Here is an 18,221-nt window from a genome sequence, read left to right on the forward strand (position 1 = left end):
GGCTTAGCGGACCGTCGCCCCGGCTTTGGCCATAACGGCCGTCTCGAAATAGGACTTCAGGCCGAGGAAGCTGATGTCCGGCCGGGTGACGATATAGGCGGGGATGGCTCGCAAGTACGCATCATAGCGTCCCTTGCTCTCGAACTGGCTGCGGAAGTCCGATCGCGCCAGATAGTCCGGAAAGCGCGGGGCGATGCCGCCCGCGATATAGACCCCGCCGCGTGCGCAGAAGGTCAGCGCGAGGTTGCCGGCGACGGTGCCGAGCCAGCCGCAGAACATGTCGAGGGTGGTGCGGCAGACCGTGCAGCTGCCGTCGAGCGCGCTATGCGTGATGGCTGCAGCATCGCGCTCTGGCACCGTCACGCCATCGAGCGTGGCAATGGCCTGGTAGATGTGTTCGATGCCCATGCCGGACAGCGCGCCGCGCTCGACCGAGACATGACCAAGACGCTCGCGCATCTTGGCGACGACCTTGGCCTCGCGTTCGCTCGTCACCGGCAAAGTGACATGGCCGGCTTCGGTGACGACAACCACGGGGTGACCATCGCCGGGCAGATAACAGGCGGCACCAAAGCCGGTTCCAGGACCGAGCACCAGCATCGGCGCGCCGGCCGCAGCCCGTCCGCCACCGAGCGGAAAGAGGTCGGCCGGTTGCAGCGCCGGCAGCGACCAGCCGACGGCCTCGAAATCGTTCAGGAGCTTTGCCGAGGCGAGCTTGAATTGCCGCGCGAGTTCGGCGCCGTCGATGGTCCAATGGCTGTTGGTGAGGACGCCGCGATTCTGTTCGATCGTCGCCGCAACGTCGAGCACGGCGGCGGTGGGCGAGGCTCCCGCGGCGCATCGCGATAGAAACGATGTGATGGCGTCGGCAATGGAGCGAAAGTCGGCGACCTTCAGATGCTCGATCGGCCCAATTGCGCCATGACTCATCAGCGCGAAGCGCGCATTGGTTCCGCCGATATCGCCCAGAAGAACGTGATCGCTCATCCCTCAGCCGCTTCCACCCGGTTGGTGCGGACAGAGCGACCTTTAGTGGCCCGCTGCGCCGCAATCATGTCCGCATACCACCGCGCAGATGCCTTGGGAATGCGCCGCTGCGTGGCGAAGTCGACATAGATAATGCCGAAGCGCTGTGAATAGCCCGAGCCCCATTCAAAATTATCCAGAAGCGACCAGACGAAATAGCCGCGCACATCGGCGCCAGCCGCCATCGCCTGTGCCATCGCCTCCGTATAGGCCTTCAGGTAGGCGATGCGGCTGTCGTCCTGGACGCCGCCCGCGGCATCAAGCGTGTCGTCAGCGGCGGTACCGTTCTCCGTCACATAGATCGGCAGCTGGAACCGTTTGTGAATGTCGAGCAGGGTATCGCGGAATGCGTCCGGCACGATCGGCCAGCCGATCGCCGTGCGCGGCACGTCATCGGGCGGCGCGCCGAAGCTGGCGCCGATCAGGTTGCTGTCGGCCTTGATGTAGTGCGGCGAATAGTGGTTGAGGCCGAACCAGTCCAGGGGACGGGCGATCTGCGCCATGTCGCCGGGCTGGACGTAGGGGGCAACCGCCTCGGCGAGGGTCGGGGGATAGCAGGCGAAATGTTGCGGCAGCGGGAATGCGTCGTTCCAATATTCGGCGAACCGCAGCGCAGCCGCGGCGTCGGCCGGGCTCTTGGTGCAGGGATAGCAGGGCTGGCGGTTGTGGACGGCGCCGAGCCGTGCCCCGGGCACGCTCGCGCGCAACACGTCGATCGCCTTGCCGTGGCTCAGATTGACATGGTGGATCGCCTTGTGGAGCGCGGCTCTGTCGGCGACCCCGGGCGCGTGCCAGCCGAAGCCATAGCCGAACAGCGTGAACACACATGGTTCGTTGAAGGTGGCGAAGTGTTTGACCCGGTCGCCATAGCGCTTCGCGATCAGCGCGGCGTAATCGGCGAACCAGCCGGCGATATCGCGGTTCTGCCAGCCGCCGAGATCATCGAGCGCCTGCGGCAGATCCCAGTGATAGAGGCAGATCCAGGGTTCGATCCCGGCTGCGAGCTGGGTGTCGATCAGCCGGTCGTAAAAGGCGAGGCCCTTTTCGTTCGGAGCGCCGCGGCCTTGCGGCAGCACGCGCGGCCAGGCGATCGAGAAACGGTAGGCATTCAGGCCAAGCTCCCGCATCAACGCGACATCGTCGGGATAGCGATGATAATGATCGCAGGCGACCTCGCCGCTGTCGTTGTTCTTCACCCGTCCGGGCGGACGCGCATAGACATCCCAGATGCTGTCGGCGCGACCATCGACATGCGCCGCACCTTCGATCTGATAGCTCGACGTCGAGGCGCCCCAGAGAAAGCCGCGCTGTGACGGGGCGGCGGCGCCAGGGTGTCGAGTTCTGTCGATGTTGATGGTCATTTCCAAACTTGCCTGCACGTCATGGCCGATCTCACCGGGTCATGATGCCGGGGCTGCGGAACCACCCATTGACCAGGATCAACACGCCCTGACGTCTGGCCCATAGGCTCAGTTTCAGGAGCCGCGTGTGTTTGCGAGGCGCGGCTATCATGCAAGAGGTTCAAGATTCATGTTGTGTCGCAATCCGCTCCCGCTTCCCGGTCGCCTGGACGAGAAGCTCGAACCCCTGCACGCGCTCTGGCGAGGCTTGAGGCGCGCTGAAAACGGCATGCCCTTTGCCGACGATCTCGCACTTCCGGCGCTGGAAAAGCTGCTGGGCAAGGCCTTCCTGCTGCAGGTGTTCACCGGCCCGGAGCGCTTCCGCTTCGAATTCGCCAGCGCAGGACTGCCGGCGGTGAGCCAAGGTTCGTTCCTCGACGAGATCGCCCCGAACTCAGAACTCAGCTATCTGCGCGCGCAGGCCAGCGCCACGGTGGAGGCGGGCGAGCCGACCCTGCTGCGGCTGACCGAAGCGTCGGGCCGCGAGCTGTCGCGGGTGCTGCTGCCGTTGTGGGGCAACGGCCAGGTCAGCCTTCTGCTCGGCGCGGTCGCAGGCTGATTTCGAGGCGTGTCAATTGAACGCCATGCCGCCGCTCATCGCGATGGTCTGGCCCGTCATATAGGGATTGTCGAGCAGCAGCATCACGGCCTTGGCGACTTCCTCCGGCAGGCCGAAGCGGCCGAGCGGAATGCGCGAAACCAGCGCCTGTTGCTCCTTCATCATGTCGGTCGCGATCAGGGATGGCGCGACCGCGTTGACCGTAATGCCGTCCTTGACCAGTCGGGCGGCGTAGCCGCGCGTCAGCCCCTCCATCCCGGCCTTCGAGGCGTTGTAATGCGGACCGATCGCGCCGGCGCCGCGCGCCGCGCCCGAGGAAATGTTGACGATGCGGCCCCATTGGCGTGCCCGCATCCCCGGCAGCACGGCCTGGGTGCAGAGAAATGCCGATTTCAGATTGACCGCAATCGTGGTGTCGAAATCGGCCTCGGTGAGCTCCTCGACGGCGCGGGTGATCGCAATGCCGGCATTGTTGATGAGGATGTCGGCCGGGCCGAGCTTGGCGTCCACCGCGGCGACCAGATCGGCAACGGCGGCAGCCACCGACACATCGGCCTGAAGGGCCGCGGCAGGGACGCCCTTGTCACTCAGCTCTGCCGCCAGCCGCTCGGCCTCATCGGCGCGGTTCCGGTAGTTGATGGCGACGGACGCGCCGGCCTCGGCCAGGGCGCGGCAGATGGCAGCGCCAATGCCGCGCGAGCCGCCGGTGACCAGAGCGCTGCGCCCGCGAAGGAATTGATCGGCCATGACTGTCTCCAGGACTGTTTCGCGCGTTGATGGGAAGCCGAGCTTTAACGCCGGGGAGTGCCGACTTGGCCGCAAATCTCGGTGAGGGCCGCAAGATGCAGGAGCAGATGATGACCGTCATGGACGACCAGGAGATCAGAACCCGCGCCCATCAGCTCTGGGAGCAGGCCGGCCGCCCGAGCGGCCGCGACGCGGAATTCTGGCTGGAGGCGGAGCGGCAGATCAAGGAGGAGCGGGTCCGCCACGAGCTGAAAACGCCGGATAATCTCTGACCGATCAGCTCCCCGGGCTGACCGGCCATACCTGTTGTGTCAGACGTGTGGTTGGCGCCATGCGCGTTGAGATTGCTTGCATCGGGCCGCGATCCCGTGGATCGTGCCGCCACGATGATGAAGGCTTCGTGACTTCGGATGAGCGTATTCCTGCTGCGACGATTTCTGACCCTGGTTGCGACCCTGGTCGGCGCGTCGCTGATCATTTTCCTGATATTGGACGCTCTTCCGGGCAATGCGGCGCAGATGCTGATGGGGGCCGACGCCTCGCCTGACGCGGTGCGCGCGCTTGCGGTCAAGCTGGGGCTCGACCAGCCGCTCGTGGTTCGCTACGCGCATTGGCTCGGCGGCATGGTGGGGGGTGATCTCGGCAACAGCTATGCCTATGGCACGCCGGTCGCCGGCCTGATCGCGGAACGGCTGGTTCTCACCATCCCGCTTGCGATCATGGCGATGACACTCACCGCGGTGCTGGCGCTGGCGGCCGGCATCTACACCGCGGCCAACCACAACAAGCTCGGCGATGTCGGGGTGATGTCGCTCACCCAGATCGGGATCGCGCTGCCCAATTTCTGGTTCGCGATCCTGTTGATCCTGCTGTTCGCGGTGAAACTGCAATGGCTGTCCGCGGGCGGCTTTGCCGGCTGGGATGACGGGCTGTGGTCCGGCATCAAGTCGCTGCTGTTGCCGGCGATCTCGCTGGCGGTGGTTCAGGCCGCGATCCTCGCGCGCGTGACGCGCTCGGCGGTGCTCGAAGTGCTGCGCGAGGATTTCGTGCGCACGGCGCGCGCCAAGGGACTGACGAGACGCGAAGTGCTCTGGCAACACGTGCTGCGAAATGCGATGATTCCGGTGCTGACCGTGATGGGCCTGCAATTCGCCAATCTGCTCGCCGGCACGATCGTCATCGAGAACGTGTTCTATCTGCCGGGACTCGGCCGGCTGATCTTCCAGTCGATCGCCAATCGCGACCTGATCGTGGTGCGCAACTGCGTCATGCTGCTCGCGGCGATGGTCATCATCGTCAACTTCGTGGTCGATGTGCTCTATGCCGTCATCGATCCGCGCATCAAGGTTCACGAGCTGTGACGTCATTCTCGCCTTTGGCTTCCGGCGCCGTGACGATCAGCCGTCCGACTTCACGGAACGGATTTTGGCGTCGCGCGCTGCGCCACCGGAGCTTCGTCGCCGGCGGCGTGCTGTGCCTGCTCGTGCTTTGTGCTGCGCTGCTCTCGCTGTTGTGGACGCCGTGGTCGGCCTACGATCTCGACATTGCCGCAAAGCTGCAGCCACCCTCTCTGGCGCACTGGCTCGGCACCGACGTGCTCGGGCGTGATATCGTCTCGCTGCTGCTGGTGGGGGCGCGCGCGACCATCCTGGTCGGCATCATTGCCGTCGGCATCGGGCTCAGCTTCGGCGTCTGTCTCGGGCTGACGGCTGCGGCACAGAGGGGCTGGACCGATGAGCTCGTCATGCGCCTCTCCGATTTCACCTTCGCCTTTCCCGCCGTGCTCTCGGCGATCATGCTGGCGGCGGTGGTCGGTCCCGGCATGGTGACGTCGATCATCGCGATCGGCATCTTCCAGATCCCGGTATTCGTCCGTGTCACCCGCGGGTCGGCCGGCGCAATCTGGGTGCGCGAATTCGTGCTCGCGGCCCGCACCTCCGGCAAGGGACGCTTTCGTATCACGATCGAGCACGTGCTGCCGAACATCATGTCGGTGTTGATCGTGCAGGCCACGATCCAGTTCGCGCTCGCCATCCTGGCGGAAGCCGCGCTGTCCTATCTCGGCCTCGGCACCCAGCCGCCGCAACCGTCCTGGGGCCGCATGCTCAACGACGCGCAGAGTCTGCTGTTCCAATCGCCGATGCTTGCGGTCTATCCCGGCATGGCGATCGCAGTCGCGGTGCTCGGTCTCAATCTGCTCGGCGACGGGCTGCGCGATCTGCTCGATCCCAGACTGGCGCGGGAGCGTTGAACCGTGAGCGCAGCAAGCAAGGCACCTCTGCTCGAGGTCGACAATCTCGGCATCAGGCTCAGCACCGCCCGCGGGCCGGCGCAGGCGGTACGCGAGGTCTCATTTGAATTGAAGCGCGGCGAGACTTTGGGACTGGTCGGCGAATCCGGGTCCGGTAAATCGATCACCGCGCTCGCGCTGATGGGCCTGTTGCCGGAGCGCGCTGTTGTCAGCGGCAGTCTTCGGCTCGATGGCCGCGAGCTGCTAGGCCTGCCGGATCGCGATTACTGTGCGCTCCGCGGCAATCGTATCAGCATGATCTTCCAGGAGCCGATGACGGCGCTCAATCCGATGCACACGATCGGGCGCCAGGTGGCCGAGCCGCTGCGCAAGCACACCAGCTGTACCGCTGCGGAGGCGCGCGACCGTACGATCGCACTGCTCGATCGCGTCGGCCTGCCCGATGCGGCCAGGCGCGTCGATGCCTATCCGCACCAGTTCTCAGGCGGCCAGCGCCAGCGCATCACCATCGCGATGGCGCTCGCCTGCGAACCGGATTTGCTGATCGCGGACGAGCCGACCACGGCCCTCGATGTCACGATCCAGCGCCAGATCCTCGATCTGATTGCGGGCCTCGTCGAGGAACGCGGCATGGCGCTGATCCTGATCAGCCACGATCTCGGCGTCATCGCCGAGAACGTCCGGCGCATGATGGTGATGTATGGCGGCACGGTGGTGGAGAGCGGAGCAACAGATGCGATCTTTACGCGCATGGCGCATCCTTATACGCAAGGGCTGTTTCGCGCGCGGCCTCGGCTTGGCGCCAGAAAGGGCGAGCGGCTGAGCACGATCCCCGGCACCGTGCCGGAGCTGGTCGACCTGCCGCCCGGCTGTCCGTTTGCGGATCGCTGCGCGCTCGCCGTCGATGCGTGTCGCGCGGCCTTGCCGCCGTCTGTCGATCTCGGCGCGGGTCACGGGGCGCGATGCATCAGGACCGATGCGGCGATGGCAGGAGCGGGGGCGTGAGCATCACGGAGCAGTCACCACCTTCCGAGCCGCCGCTGCTGGAGGTCAACGACCTTGGGCAACGCTACAAGCTGCCGCGCGAAAATCTGTTCCGCCCGCCGGGCCAGGTGAATGCGCTGAACGGGGTCTCGCTCAGCTTGAACGCCGGCAAGAGCCTGGGCATCGTCGGCGAATCCGGCTCCGGCAAGTCGACTTTCGCGCGGCTGGTGATGGCGCTGGAGCGGCCGTCATCGGGCTCGGTCCGGCTGCTGGGACGCGACCTCAACCGCCTTTCGGCCGAGGAATTGCGCCGGGCGCGGCGCGACGTCCAGATGGTATTTCAGGATCCGTACGGCTCGCTCGATCCGCGGCAGACGGTCTGGCGCATCGTCGCAGAACCGCTGAGCGCGCTTGGCCGGCTGGATCGTGCCGAGACGCGCGAGCGCGTGGCCGCCGTGCTGCGCGAGGTCGGCCTGCGCGAGCCCGACATGGACAAGTACCCGCATGAATTCTCCGGCGGGCAGCGGCAGCGCATCGCGATCGCGCGTGCATTGATCACCCGGCCGAAGCTGATCGTCGCCGACGAGCCGGTCAGCGCGCTCGACGTGTCCGTCCAGGCGCAGGTGCTGAACCTGATGCAGGACCTGCAGGAGCATTTCGGCTTGAGCTTCATCCTGATCAGCCACGATCTTGCAGTGGTCGACTATCTCTGTGATGAGGTCGCGGTGATGTATCTCGGGCAGATCGTCGAGCAGGGATGCCCTGAGGATCTGTTCGCGCGCGCCGCGCATCCCTACACGCGGGCGCTGCTGGATGCCGTGCCGCGCGCGCGGGCCGGAGCCATCAGACCGCGCCGCGAAGCGCCGGTCGTTGGATCGCAGGCGCTCGGCAGGGCCGGTTGTCCCTATGCTCCGCGCTGTGTGCTTGCGGACGGGCATTGCCGCGAACACGCGCCGACGCTGCGCGAAATCGGCGCTCGACATCTTGCGGCATGTCACAAAGCCGAGGCGGTGCTGGCGCAGCCGGCGCCGGTCGAGGCGGGCGAAGCCCTTGTCTCGCATCGGCATTGATGGGTAGTTTTGATCCTCTGGGGAGAGAACCGATGTTGAAGAAACTATCGACCGCCATCATCGCCGCCGCGTTGGCGGCTGCGTCGCTGCCCGCGTTGGCGCAAAGTAAGAAAGACAGTGTCATCATGGGCATGACGCTGGAGCCGACCGGGCTCGATCCGACCAGTGCGGCGGCCGCGGCGATCGCGGAAGTCACACTTTATAACATCTATGAGGCGCTGACCAAGATCAACGAGGACTCGTCGGTCTCGCCGCTGCTGGCCGAGAGCTGGAAGGCCTCGCCCGACCTGAAGAGCTATACGTTCAAGCTGCGCAAGGGCGTCAAATTCCAGAACGGCGAGCCGTTCGATTCCGCTGCGGTGAAGTTCTCCTTCGACCGCGCGGCAGCGCCTGCCAGCACCAACAAGGACAAGGCGCTGTTCCAGGGCTTTGAGTCCGTCACCGCAGCCGATGCGGACACCGTGGTGATCGCGCTGAAGAATGCCGAGCCGAATTTGCCGTTCCTGCTCGGGCAGGCGACGGCCGCGATCGTCGAGCCGAAGAGCGTCGCCACCGACGCGACGCAGCCGGTCGGTACGGGCCCTTACACGCTGGGCACCTGGGCCAAGGGCTCTTCAATCACCTTGAATAAATGGCCGGACTATCGCAATGCGGGCGCAATCAAGCTTTCCAAGGTGACAATCCGCTTCATCAGCGATCCAGCGGCGCAGGTCGCGAGCCTGCTGTCGGGCGATGTCGATGCGTTTCCGCGCGTGTCCGCGGGCCGCAGCCTGGCGCAGTTCAAGGCCGATCCGCGCTTCTCGGTGCTGATCGGTGGCTCCAAGGCGAAAACCATTGTCACCATCAACAACAAGAAGAAGCCGCTCGACGATGTCCGCGTCCGCCGCGCCATTCTTGCCGCGATCGATCGCAAGGCCATGATCGAGGGCGCCGCCGACGGTCTCGGGACGCCGATCGGCAGCTTCTACGTTCCGGGCTCACTGGGTTATGTCGACACCACCGGCATCAATCCCTACGATCCCGAGAAGGCCAAGAAGCTGCTGGCGGAGGCCGGCATCAAGACCCCGCTTGAGCTCAGCCTCAGGCTGCCGCCGCCGCCTTATGCGCGGCAAGGCGGCGAGGTGCTCGCAGCAGAACTCGCCAAGGTCGGCATCGTCGCCAAGATCGAGAACCTGGAATGGGCGGCTTGGCTGGCGCAGGTCTTCAACGGCCCGCACGATTTCGACCTTACCATCGTCTCCCATGTCGAGCCGTTCGATTTGGTGAAGTTCACCGAGAGCAACTACTATTTCGGCTATCACTCCGACGCTTTCGACAAGCTTTATCAGTCGATCGTCGCCACGGCCGACGAGGCCGAGCGCGCCACGCTGCTGGGCGATGCGCAGCGGATGCTGGCCACCGATGCCGCCGCTGGTTTCCTGTACCAGCCGCAATTCATCACGATCGCCAACAAGAAGCTGAAAGGCCTGTGGAAGGACGTTCCGCAGTTCGAGAACGATTTTTCCAGCTGGGCCTGGGAATAACGTTAGGAGGCGAGGGGCGGATGCGGCAGGAGTGCCCGCCGCGCCCGCCTCAGCTTCGAGACGAAGGGGCGGGGATCAGTGCGGCCACTCGATCGGCGTGAACCGCATCTGCCGCCGTCGCATCTCGGCCTGCAGTTCGGTCGCATATTGCTTGGCGCGCTCTCCGATCAAGCGGTAGGGCCCGCCGATCCGGCTATCAGCAGCGACCTGTTTGCGGACACTTTCGTAGTATGCCAACAAACTCTCGTCGGTCGAATTCACAAACCTCATCGACGCCCCTCATCACTTCACAACGTTCATAACATCACACGGACGCGCCCCCCGGGCAGCGTCATAAGTTAAAGTTCCCAACCCCGTAAAAAGTTCCGCACCGGGTGCGAGTTCCCTGTGGATTCCGCCCGTGAAGCGGTTCCGGTCCGAGTGGCAGCGGCTTCCGTCCGGTGCCGTGATCAACACGGCGGCAAGCTGCAAATTCCATTGTCGGCAAGAACTTTTCCCTCTCGAATCTCTTGGGTTTCAGAGACTTTACCGGGGGCGACGTCGAGCGCATCCGGCGTCCTGTGAACCCCATGCGAAGGTCATATGCATACTGAGGTGCTGATCATCGGCGGCGGGCCGGCCGGTCTGATGGCTGCGATCTATCTGGCGCGTTTCCGTCGCAACGTCGCGGTGGTCGACAGCGGTGCCTCGTGCGCCGCCCTGATTCCTCGCAGCCATAATCTGCCCGGATTTCCCGACGGCATTCCCGGGCCGCGAACTGCTCGCACGGATGGAACAGCAGGTGATCGGGCTCGGGGTTCCCATCATTCGCGGCTTCGTCAGTTCGCTGGAACGGCATGGCAGGCCATTGCTGGCCTCTTACGCGAGCGGCGTGATCGAGACGCAGCGGGTCGTCTTGGCGACGGGGATCATGGACAAGCAGACGCGGCTGGCGGAATGGGTGGACGCCGTCAGGCGCGGCGAGTTGCGCTATTGTTCGATTTGTGACGCGTTCGAGGCGATCGGGCGCAAGATCGCGGTGGTCGGGCCGTTCGGCCACGCGATCGGCAAGGCGTTGTTCATGCGGGTGTATAGCGCCGAAGTCATCCTGGTCCCCGCCGACGACGTCCGCGACGAAGCCGGGGTCCAGCAGCTTGCCGATGCCGCTGTGCAGGTTGCCCCCTGCCTCGTTGCCCTCCAAAGAAAAGAGGGGGGGCATCGAGGCGGTGTTGGCCGACGGCACCCGCGAGCGTTTCGACATCGTCTATCCCGCGATGGGGGCCGATGTCCGCTCCGAGCTCGCGGTTCAACTCGGGGTGAGCCATACGTCGGACGGGTTCCTGAAGGTTGACGATAAGCAACGCAGCAATGTCGATCACCTCTACGGCATCGGCGACGTCGTGACCGATCTGCACCAGATCTCGGTCGCCTTCGGGCATGCTGCGGTCGCCGCTTGTCACGCCCACCACTCGCTGCCGATGAGATATGCCTGAGAGCGGGCAGAGGAGCTCGAACGGATCGGCCTCGATCAAATCACGCGCGAGGGCAGCTTAGGTTAATGCCGCGGACAAGGACCGGCCACAGCATGGATGATGGACAGAAGATCGGCATGTTGGGTGGCGGCCACGAGCTGCCGTGAGGAAGCCGAATGCGATCCGTCGCGCCGCGATCTTTGGCTGCAGGCGGCGGAGCGATGGATGTCGCTGGCCGGCGAGACCGTCGTGGCTGCCATCAGCCTTGAAAGGACCGAGGGGGACATGATCGATACAGTCTCGGTGGTCCCAGCAAACAGCACTCTCCTGAGCGGCATGAGCTCCGACGGCCCGGTGCAATTGCACGCAAACGAAGGGCTGATCGTGGCCCGATGTTGAGCGGGGGAAGGGCGGCGACTTGCGGCCTTATTCGGCGAGGCCGAGTGCCGTCAGATGGGCCGCGCCCGCGCGCACATGGTCGTGGTTGCGAAGCTCGAGGATCAAGCGCGGGTTGGAGGTCAGCCGGCCAAGCGCTCGGAAAACCGCAGTCCAAGCGATATTGCCTTCACCCGGCGCCCAATGCCGGTCGGCATAGCCGTCGCTGTCGTGCAGATGCACATGGCTCAGCATGTCGGAGGCCGCCTCGACATAATAATCCACCGGCGGCGCCCCGGTGGAATGATGCGCGTAGTTGGCGTGACCGGTATCGAGCGAGACGCGCACCTTGGCGCTGCCGAGCGCTTTGGCCAGATTGACGCGGTCCCTCGGATCCTTGTCCTCGATGTTTTCAATCACGATCTCGCAGTTCGACTGCTCGGCGCGCGCGACGACGTCGGCGAGCGTGATGCGAACGCGCTCGGCGAGGTCCTGACGGCTCTCGGGCGTCATGTCGAAATTGTTGTGGTCCCAGGTCGTGAACGGCGAGTGGATCACCATCTGGGTCGCACCGAGGAATTCGGCGACTTCGAGCCCTTGCAGCAGGCGCTTGGTCACGGCGCGGCGGATCAGGGGATCGTGGCTGTCGATCTTGAAACCCCAGAACGGGCCATGGATGCCGCGCCGGCCGGTATGGCCATCGAGCATCCGTTTGATCTCGCTGGCGACGGCGCGCCAATCGCCATCGAGCACCTCGGCGCGGGAAAAATCCTGAATCTCGAGATCGCGTTGGCGCTCGAGCAGCCAGTCGCGGTGCGCCGGAATGGATTTGACGGAGAGCGCGGCGCCCAGCAATGGCAGCGGTGCGGACATGTCATTGATCCCTTGACGATCGTCTGAGCGAAGCGCGACCGCTAGCTCGGTTCGATGACGGTCTGGTGAAACGGATGGAGTGGATATCGGGGCGCTTCCTTGCCCGGGTCCGCGCGCATTTGCAACCGAATCGCTCGAGTAGTCAGATCGTCGGCCGCGCTACTTGACGTAGGCGTCAGTTTAGCAACAATGCGGTAATATCGTGTCGAAAAGGGGAGGGCAGCTGTGGGCGCTCGACTTGCGACGTTGCTGTTCGTGATGCTGGCCCTGGTGTATCCCGCCCATGCGCGAGGTCCTTACGGCTCGATTTCGACGGCAGGGTGGTCGGGCGGAGCCTACACCGACGACAAGACCGGTGAATTCACCAGCTGCATCGCGGGGGCGAGTTATGCGAGCGGCATCACCTTCAGCGTCGTGGTGTCGAAGACCTATGAATGGGCGCTTGCCTTCATCCATCCGAGCTGGACGCTTACGCCTGGTCAGAAATTCCCGATCGTGCTGAGCTTCGATGGTCGTAACAGCTTCAACGTCGCTGGCACCGTTCTGTCGACCAACATGGTCGCGGTGCCGATGCCGATCAATTCCGCGCTGGTTAAAAGTTTCCGCGCGGCACGAACCATGTCCGCCTTCGCGCAAGGCAATCTGTTTCAGTTCAGCCTCGACGGCACCGCGGTGTTGCTCCCCTCGCTCGTCAAATGCGCAAAGACGGTCAATGAAGGTGGGCTGGCTGCAGCGACCAACTTCACCGTGAACCTAGGGCAGGCGAATGCAGCGCCACGGCCGGCAGCGCCGCCGACCTCGGCATCGAGCCTGCAGCCGTCCCGACCGCAGGAGGGGTCGGCCGAGTTGCAGTTGGAGGCGATGCAGATCGCCTCCAACTTCATCCTCAAGGCCGCGCTGTCGCACCCTTCGATCCTGAGCCGCGGCGAGGCGCCGGTGTGGCTGACGTCGAGCGGCGTAGCCTGGAAGGCCGACAACGCGACCGGCTTCGTCCGGATCGTGCCGCCGGAGCGCAACGTCGACGGGCTTGAGGTCGCCGCTACGATCGTCGGTAATGACGCCAGGGACTGCAAAGGCAAGTTCATCTCGGCGCGCAACAGCGAGCTGGTCGACAGCCAGGTCGTGTTCCGTGGCATGTCCTCATGCGAGGACAGCGCGAAGTCCGATATCGCCGAATATTTCATCTTCCCGCGCAAGGCCGGCGGCTTCATCCTCTTCTCGGTCGTGACGCCGACCAAGGCGCTCGGCCAGCAGCCGCAAGGGGCGCAGCGCGAGGAGGCCAATGCCGGCTTCCGCAAGGCCGCGTATAGCTCGATCGGTCAGTGAGATTGCGGCGCTTGCCTCCGAACAGGAGACGGTTTGGTTCGCCGCACGCTCTGCCATTCGCGCAAACGTTTCCGAGACGGCAGGCACAGGCGAAATACCGAGTCTGTGCATGGCTAGCCGTTCAATGATCACGTCGCCGCGCGGCTACCGCCTTGGCCGCCGCACCGCGCGCACTTTGCCGCTGCTGCCGCCGCCGCAGTAGAACTGATCCTTTCCATCGGACTCCAGCCCGGAGACAGTGATGCCCTCCGGCATGTCGAGCTGATCGAGAACCTCGCCGCTCTGCGGGTCGATGCGGCGCAACGCGCCGGCTTCGTCTTCCCAGCTGCCGTGCCAGAGTTCGCCATCGACCCAGGTCACGCCGGTGACAAAGCGCGTGCAGGGGATGGTGCGCAAGATCTTGCCCGTGTCCGGATCGATCTGATGGATCTTGCGCTCGCGGTACACGCCGACCCAGAGTGTCCCCTCGGCCCAGGCCATGCCCGAATCGCCGCCGCCACCCGGTGCTGGGATCGTCGCCACGACCTCGCCGCTCGCGGGATCGATCTTCTGGATGCGGCTTTCGGCGATCTGAAACAGATGCCGGCCGTCGAACGCGGTCCCGGCATGCGCGGGCACGTCCAGCGAACGCTGCACCGAACCATCGGCCGGGTCGAATGCCTTCAATGCATCTCCTGCTGCGAACCAGACGTTCCGGCCATCATAGGTGACGCCGCCGACCCGTGCGGCCTCCCCAAACGGGCCGTATTCCCTGACGATCTCCGCCGCTCGTGGCTTCATCTGTCCGCTCCTGTGATCTCAATGCAAGGATGCTATTCCGCCGGCAGCGCGGCGGGGAGTAACAAGGTCGTCGCGAATCCCGGCAGCAGCGGGCTGGTCCAGCGCCGCGCCCGTCCGTGCCCGAAGGCCTGCACTTTGCCGGCGAGCAGCAGTTCGTCCAGCGCGCGCTGCACGGTGCGCTGGCTGGAGCCGAGCGCAAGCGCCAGGCCGGAGCTCGACCAGGCCTCGCCATCGGCGAGACAGGCCAGCACGGCCGCATGCTCGTCTTCGATCGGCTGCGTCAATACGACCACATCCTGCACACGGATCGGTAACAGCGCAAAGCCCACTTTGGTCGCTGCGACCTCGGCCAGAGGCTGCAAGGCCTGCCGCAGCCGTCCGATCTCGACACGCAGCCGCGCGCGATGCGACTCGTCTGCCTCCTTGCCGCGGAACGCCTGTGCAATCAGCGCGGCTCGCGGCGCGTCGTTGGGCCATGCCTCGGCCAGCGCCCGCGCGAGCGCGAACAGAACGGGCCGCCGCGCAAGACTAATAACAACACGGCCGTAACGCACGGCAAGCCGGCAGGCGTCGACGACGAGCGCATCGGAGCGAAGCAGGGCTTCGACTTCGGCCAGCTGCAAGAGCTGGTCCTCGCCGCGCGAGATCAGTCGCGCCGCGGGCGCAGCCAAAGCATGTGAGGCCTGCTCGATCTCCGCGATCAGTTCATGGATGCCGGAGCGTCGTGCGGCATGGTCGGCGCGTTCAAGGGCGGCGCGCGCGGCCTTGGTCTGCAGCCGTCGCATCGCAAGTCCCGCCACGATCAACTCGTAGATCGCGCGCGAGGCCGGCGGCAATGGCGCCGGGTCAAGTTGGGCGAGGCGCTGCTCGGCCTCGTCGAGCTGGCCGATCAGAAGCAGGCGGCGGATTTCCAGGCTGCGCGCATGCGCGGCATTGAGCCGGTCGCCATGCTTGTCGAGCATCACCCGCGCGGCTTCCAGTGCCTTGGTCGGCCAGCGCAGATCGCGCGAGGCGAGCGCAATCTCGGCTTCGGCGACCACACAGCGCGCGCGCGCCACCGCTTCGCTGGGGCCGAACGCGCCGGCCGCGCGTCGCAGCAGCGCCTTCGCTCGCACGAAATCCCCGAGCCGCGCCATGGCGATGCCACGCAACGCCAGCGCCGGCGCATCCTCGCGCAGTGCCACCCGGTTCAGCGCCCCGAGCGCATCCCCCGAGGCCAGCGCCAGCGCCGCGGCCGTGATCAGCGAGTCCATGCAAATCCCGTCACACTTGTAACTCCCACCTGTGCCGGGGCCGATCCTAACGTAACTCGCGATCAACATTCAAAGGATCACGCCATGGCCACACACCTTACGGGAACACGCGAAGACTGGCTGGCAGCACGGCTCGAACTGCTGCAGGCCGAGAAGGAGCTGACAAGGCAGAGCGATGCGCTGGCGCGGCGGCGCCAGGCGCTGCCCTGGGTTCGGGTCGACAAGGATTACCATTTCGACACCGATGATGGCCCGGCCTCGCTGCCCGATCTGTTCCAGGGACGTTCGCAGCTCCTGGTCTATCACTTCATGTTCGGGCCGGATTTTGCGGCCGGCTGTCCATCCTGTTCGATGATCGCCGACGGCTTCAACGGCTTCGCAGTCCACCTCGCGCAGCACGACGTGATGTTGTGGGCGGTCTCGCGTGCACCACTCGCCAAGCTCAAGGCCTACAAGAAGCGGATGGGTTGGTCTTTCCCGTGGGCCTCCTCGGCGAGCAGCGATTTCAATTTCGACTTCAACGTCTCGACCACCGAGGAGCAGCAGCTCAAGGGCGGTACCGAGTACAATTACCAGCCGACTCCGGCCCGCACAGCAGCGGATGTGCCGCCGATGGTCGCGCGGGTGGCGTCCGCCTGCGGAACCGATGGCGCCACCTTCATGCGCGATCGCCCCGGCATGAGCGCGTTCGTTAGCGAAGACGGCGCGGTCTACCACACCTATTCGGCCTACGCGCGCGGTCTCGACGGACTATGGGGCAGCTATCAATGGCTCGATCGCGCGCCGAAGGGACGCAACGAGCAGGGCATGTGGTGGCGCCGCCGTGACGAATACGGCGTGCAATCGTAATACGGGCAGAGGCGGCAGATCGATGGAACAATCGTCAACTGCAACCAGAGCAAAGCCCGGCATGGCCGATTGGCTCAGCCTCGCCGCCGCGCCCACCTTCGCGATCATGGCGCTCGCGACCTGCGTGCCCGGCGCGAGCGCGCCGGACCCGATGTGCCTAGCGTCCCGAGAAGGAGCTATCATGAATCCGATGCTGCTGATGTACGTGCTGATGAGCGTCTTTCACTTGGCGCCGTGGTTCAGGCTTGCTGCTTGGTGGCGTACCGGCCGCCGCTCGATCGCGGCCGCAGCGCAGTATCTGCCATGAAGGGCCGCCGGCCGTGCCTTTCAATTTTGGATAGCGGGCCTGCGTCGCAACCTTCGACGCCTCAATCGGATATCTTCCGCCAGTGTTCATCGAGGACGACGAATTCAGCGGAGGTGCGGACCATGGAACCCGCCTTTGAGAGATGATGGGCGTCCTTCAACTTGGGCAGCGAATTAGATGCGGTCGATTTTGAAGGCCGATGACGTGATTGCGTGTTATGCTCCGCACGTCTCCCGGGGAATACGCGTCGATGTGCACCAGTCGCTTGTCGTCCGCCACGCCGCAGCGAACCGACAATTTCGTTGGTTTTAGGAGGACGCTCAACATCTTAACGCTCTGCCTCGCGGCCGCTTTCACCGGCTGTGGCGAGCAGCAGCCGCCGCCTCAGGCGGCCGCTGCTCCACCTGTCACCGTGGCTCAGCCGGTCAAGCGTACGGTCACCGACTGGGACGAGTTCACCGGCCGCTTCGAAGCGGTGGAAGAGGTGCAGGTGCGCGCCAGGGTCGGTGGCTATATCACCTCGGTCGAGTTCCAGGACGGCGCGATCGTCCATGCCGGCGATCTGCTCTATGTGATCGATGCACGGCCGTTCGAGGCGGTGGCCGAGCAGGCCGAGGGCCAACTCGCGGACGCCAAGGCCAAGACCGAGCTGGCGCGGCGCGAATTTGACCGCGCCGAGACGCTCAACAAGACCCAGGCGGTGTCCGATTCCGTGGTCGACCAGCGCCGTCAGGCGTTGCAATCGGCGCAGGCGGCGGAGACCCAGGTCGAGGGCGTGATGAAGGCAGCCAAGCTGAACGTCGAATTCACCCATGTGCTGGCGCCCATAACGGGCCGGGTCAGCCGGCATCTGGTCAGCGCTGGCAATCTCATCCAGGGTAGCGACACCGGCACCTCGACGCTGCTGACCTCGATCGTCACGCTCGATCCCATCTACATCTATTTCGACATGGACGAGGCGACCTATCAGAAGAACTCCAGGCTCTGGTTCGAGGGCAAGCGTCCGAGCTCACGCGACACGCCGAATCCGGTGCAGGTCACCTTGACGGGCGAGACCAAGCCCTCGCATGACGGTACGGTCAATTTCCTCGACAACCGGCTCGACGTCTCGACCGGCACGCTGCGCAGCCGCGCCGTGATCCAGAACAAGGATCTTTCGATCCTGCCCGGGCAGTTCGGCCGCGTCCGCCTGATCGGCTCCTTGCCTTATGAGGCGCTGTTGATTCCGGACACTGCTGTTGCCACCGACCAGTCGCGCAAGATCGTCTTTGTGGTCAAGGACGACGACACGGTCGAGGCGCGGCCGGTCACGCTCGGTCCGCTCGATGAGGGTCTACGCGTGATCCGCGAAGGCCTGAAGGCGGAGGATCGCGTCATCATCGACGGTATCCAGCGTGCGCGCGTGGGTGCCAAGGTGGCGCCACATCCGGCGTCGAGCGGGACCTGA

The 18,221-nt window shown here is 65.0% G+C and carries 21 protein-coding genes; 14 read left to right on the top strand and 7 right to left on the bottom strand.

All coding sequences use genetic code 11. The features are described 5' to 3' along the window. Positions 1-3: 3 nt before the first annotated feature. Positions 4-987, bottom strand: coding sequence for a glucokinase (gene glk, locus QX071_RS08950; RefSeq protein WP_315701182.1), 984 nt, complete (start codon positions 985-987; stop codon positions 4-6). Then, positions 984-2,387 carry a GH1 family beta-glucosidase gene (locus QX071_RS08955; protein ID WP_315701181.1) on the bottom strand — a complete coding sequence of 468 codons (1,404 nt, stop codon included), beginning with the start codon at positions 2,385-2,387 and terminating at the stop codon, positions 984-986. Before QX071_RS08955 ends, glk begins: the two co-directional genes overlap by 4 nt. 268 nt (positions 2,388-2,655) lie before the next feature. On the opposite strand from QX071_RS08955, the gene QX071_RS08960 reads away from it, so the two are divergent. After that, positions 2,656-2,985, top strand: coding sequence for a hypothetical protein (locus tag QX071_RS08960; RefSeq protein WP_315701180.1), 330 nt, complete (start codon positions 2,656-2,658; stop codon positions 2,983-2,985). 12 nt (positions 2,986-2,997) lie between these two features. Here the strand turns inward: QX071_RS08960 and QX071_RS08965 are convergent, their stop codons facing one another. Beyond that, the gene (locus QX071_RS08965; RefSeq protein ID WP_315701179.1) at positions 2,998-3,732 is read right to left on the bottom strand and encodes an SDR family NAD(P)-dependent oxidoreductase; all 735 of its coding nucleotides are present in this window, start codon (positions 3,730-3,732) and stop codon (positions 2,998-3,000) included. Between the two features lie 65 nt (positions 3,733-3,797). On the opposite strand from QX071_RS08965, the gene QX071_RS08970 reads away from it, so the two are divergent. The 6 genes from QX071_RS08970 (at position 3,798) to QX071_RS08995 (ending at position 9,560) form a co-directional block, all read left to right on the top strand. Then, the gene (locus tag QX071_RS08970) at positions 3,798-4,004 is read left to right on the top strand and encodes a DUF2934 domain-containing protein (protein ID WP_315701178.1); all 207 of its coding nucleotides are present in this window, start codon (positions 3,798-3,800) and stop codon (positions 4,002-4,004) included. 138 nt (positions 4,005-4,142) lie between these two features. Further along, the gene (locus QX071_RS08975) at positions 4,143-5,093 is read left to right on the top strand and encodes an ABC transporter permease (protein ID WP_315701177.1); all 951 of its coding nucleotides are present in this window, start codon (positions 4,143-4,145) and stop codon (positions 5,091-5,093) included. 29 nt (positions 5,094-5,122) lie between these two features. Continuing rightward, a complete protein-coding gene (locus QX071_RS08980) occupies positions 5,123-5,983 on the top strand; it encodes an ABC transporter permease (protein ID WP_315701176.1) in 861 nt (286 codons plus the stop codon). Between the two features lie 3 nt (positions 5,984-5,986). Beyond that, complete coding sequence (locus QX071_RS08985) at positions 5,987-6,988, top strand: ABC transporter ATP-binding protein (protein ID WP_315701175.1); 1,002 nt, start codon at positions 5,987-5,989, stop codon at positions 6,986-6,988. A gap of 2 nt (positions 6,989-6,990) precedes the next feature. Then, on the top strand, positions 6,991-8,037 hold the full coding sequence (locus QX071_RS08990) for an ABC transporter ATP-binding protein (RefSeq protein WP_409997787.1): 1,047 nt from the start codon (positions 6,991-6,993) through the stop codon (positions 8,035-8,037). A 32-nt stretch (positions 8,038-8,069) separates the two neighbouring features. After that, a complete protein-coding gene (locus QX071_RS08995; protein WP_315701173.1) occupies positions 8,070-9,560 on the top strand; it encodes an ABC transporter substrate-binding protein in 1,491 nt (496 codons plus the stop codon). A gap of 75 nt (positions 9,561-9,635) precedes the next feature. Here QX071_RS08995 and QX071_RS09000 read toward each other — a convergent pair whose 3' ends face one another. Then, on the bottom strand, positions 9,636-9,830 hold the full coding sequence (locus QX071_RS09000; RefSeq protein WP_315701172.1) for a hypothetical protein: 195 nt from the start codon (positions 9,828-9,830) through the stop codon (positions 9,636-9,638). 357 nt (positions 9,831-10,187) lie between these two features. On the opposite strand from QX071_RS09000, the gene QX071_RS34045 reads away from it, so the two are divergent. The 3 genes from QX071_RS34045 (at position 10,188) to QX071_RS09010 (ending at position 11,410) form a co-directional block, all read left to right on the top strand. Further along, on the top strand, positions 10,188-10,547 hold the full coding sequence (locus QX071_RS34045) for a hypothetical protein (RefSeq protein WP_409997788.1): 360 nt from the start codon (positions 10,188-10,190) through the stop codon (positions 10,545-10,547). 221 nt (positions 10,548-10,768) lie between these two features. Further along, positions 10,769-11,032 carry an FAD-dependent oxidoreductase gene (locus tag QX071_RS34050; RefSeq protein ID WP_409997784.1) on the top strand — a complete coding sequence of 88 codons (264 nt, stop codon included), beginning with the start codon at positions 10,769-10,771 and terminating at the stop codon, positions 11,030-11,032. Between the two features lie 204 nt (positions 11,033-11,236). After that, positions 11,237-11,410, top strand: coding sequence for a hypothetical protein (locus QX071_RS09010; RefSeq protein ID WP_315701171.1), 174 nt, complete (start codon positions 11,237-11,239; stop codon positions 11,408-11,410). A 27-nt stretch (positions 11,411-11,437) separates the two neighbouring features. Here the strand turns inward: QX071_RS09010 and QX071_RS09015 are convergent, their stop codons facing one another. Further along, positions 11,438-12,259, bottom strand: coding sequence for a sugar phosphate isomerase/epimerase family protein (locus tag QX071_RS09015; protein ID WP_315701170.1), 822 nt, complete (start codon positions 12,257-12,259; stop codon positions 11,438-11,440). Positions 12,260-12,484: 225 nt separating this feature from the next. On the opposite strand from QX071_RS09015, the gene QX071_RS09020 reads away from it, so the two are divergent. Next, a complete protein-coding gene (locus QX071_RS09020; protein ID WP_315701169.1) occupies positions 12,485-13,585 on the top strand; it encodes a hypothetical protein in 1,101 nt (366 codons plus the stop codon). 144 nt (positions 13,586-13,729) lie between these two features. On the opposite strand, the gene QX071_RS09025 is transcribed toward QX071_RS09020, so the two are convergent. Continuing rightward, positions 13,730-14,365, bottom strand: coding sequence for a PQQ-binding-like beta-propeller repeat protein (locus tag QX071_RS09025; RefSeq protein ID WP_315701168.1), 636 nt, complete (start codon positions 14,363-14,365; stop codon positions 13,730-13,732). A 32-nt stretch (positions 14,366-14,397) separates the two neighbouring features. Continuing rightward, the gene (locus QX071_RS09030) at positions 14,398-15,618 is read right to left on the bottom strand and encodes a helix-turn-helix domain-containing protein (protein ID WP_315701167.1); all 1,221 of its coding nucleotides are present in this window, start codon (positions 15,616-15,618) and stop codon (positions 14,398-14,400) included. An 84-nt stretch (positions 15,619-15,702) separates the two neighbouring features. Here QX071_RS09030 and QX071_RS09035 point away from each other — a divergent pair, with 84 nt between their 5' ends. From QX071_RS09035 to QX071_RS09045, 3 genes are all read left to right on the top strand, one after another. Then, positions 15,703-16,467, top strand: coding sequence for a DUF899 domain-containing protein (locus tag QX071_RS09035; RefSeq protein ID WP_315701166.1), 765 nt, complete (start codon positions 15,703-15,705; stop codon positions 16,465-16,467). Between the two features lie 61 nt (positions 16,468-16,528). Then, positions 16,529-16,774 (top strand): hypothetical protein, encoded by a 246-nt coding sequence (locus QX071_RS09040; RefSeq protein ID WP_315701165.1) that lies wholly within the window; start codon positions 16,529-16,531, stop codon positions 16,772-16,774. Positions 16,775-17,024: 250 nt separating this feature from the next. Continuing rightward, complete coding sequence (locus QX071_RS09045) at positions 17,025-18,221, top strand: efflux RND transporter periplasmic adaptor subunit (RefSeq protein WP_315701164.1); 1,197 nt, start codon at positions 17,025-17,027, stop codon at positions 18,219-18,221.

Origin of the sequence: Bradyrhizobium sp. SZCCHNS1022 (assembly GCF_032484835.1) — a bacterium.
In the GTDB taxonomy this organism is placed as follows: domain Bacteria; phylum Pseudomonadota; class Alphaproteobacteria; order Rhizobiales; family Xanthobacteraceae; genus Bradyrhizobium.

Coding starts and splice junctions, on each gene's coding strand:
- QX071_RS09035 (WP_315701166.1), top strand. CDS start 15,703: ATGGCCACACACCTTACGGGAACACGCGAAGACTGGCTGGCAGCACGG.
- QX071_RS09000 (WP_315701172.1), bottom strand. CDS start 9,830: ATGAGGTTTGTGAATTCGACCGACGAGAGTTTGTTGGCATACTACGAA.
- QX071_RS09010 (WP_315701171.1), top strand. CDS start 11,237: ATGTCGCTGGCCGGCGAGACCGTCGTGGCTGCCATCAGCCTTGAAAGG.
- QX071_RS09015 (WP_315701170.1), bottom strand. CDS start 12,259: ATGTCCGCACCGCTGCCATTGCTGGGCGCCGCGCTCTCCGTCAAATCC.
- QX071_RS09025 (WP_315701168.1), bottom strand. CDS start 14,365: ATGAAGCCACGAGCGGCGGAGATCGTCAGGGAATACGGCCCGTTTGGG.
- QX071_RS34045 (WP_409997788.1), top strand. CDS start 10,188: ATGGCTGCGATCTATCTGGCGCGTTTCCGTCGCAACGTCGCGGTGGTC.
- QX071_RS09030 (WP_315701167.1), bottom strand. CDS start 15,618: ATGGACTCGCTGATCACGGCCGCGGCGCTGGCGCTGGCCTCGGGGGAT.
- QX071_RS08965 (WP_315701179.1), bottom strand. CDS start 3,732: ATGGCCGATCAATTCCTTCGCGGGCGCAGCGCTCTGGTCACCGGCGGC.
- QX071_RS08995 (WP_315701173.1), top strand. CDS start 8,070: ATGTTGAAGAAACTATCGACCGCCATCATCGCCGCCGCGTTGGCGGCT.
- QX071_RS08960 (WP_315701180.1), top strand. CDS start 2,656: ATGCCCTTTGCCGACGATCTCGCACTTCCGGCGCTGGAAAAGCTGCTG.
- QX071_RS08975 (WP_315701177.1), top strand. CDS start 4,143: ATGAGCGTATTCCTGCTGCGACGATTTCTGACCCTGGTTGCGACCCTG.
- QX071_RS09040 (WP_315701165.1), top strand. CDS start 16,529: ATGGCCGATTGGCTCAGCCTCGCCGCCGCGCCCACCTTCGCGATCATG.
- glk (WP_315701182.1), bottom strand. CDS start 987: ATGAGCGATCACGTTCTTCTGGGCGATATCGGCGGAACCAATGCGCGC.
- QX071_RS08955 (WP_315701181.1), bottom strand. CDS start 2,387: ATGACCATCAACATCGACAGAACTCGACACCCTGGCGCCGCCGCCCCG.
- QX071_RS09045 (WP_315701164.1), top strand. CDS start 17,025: ATGTGCACCAGTCGCTTGTCGTCCGCCACGCCGCAGCGAACCGACAAT.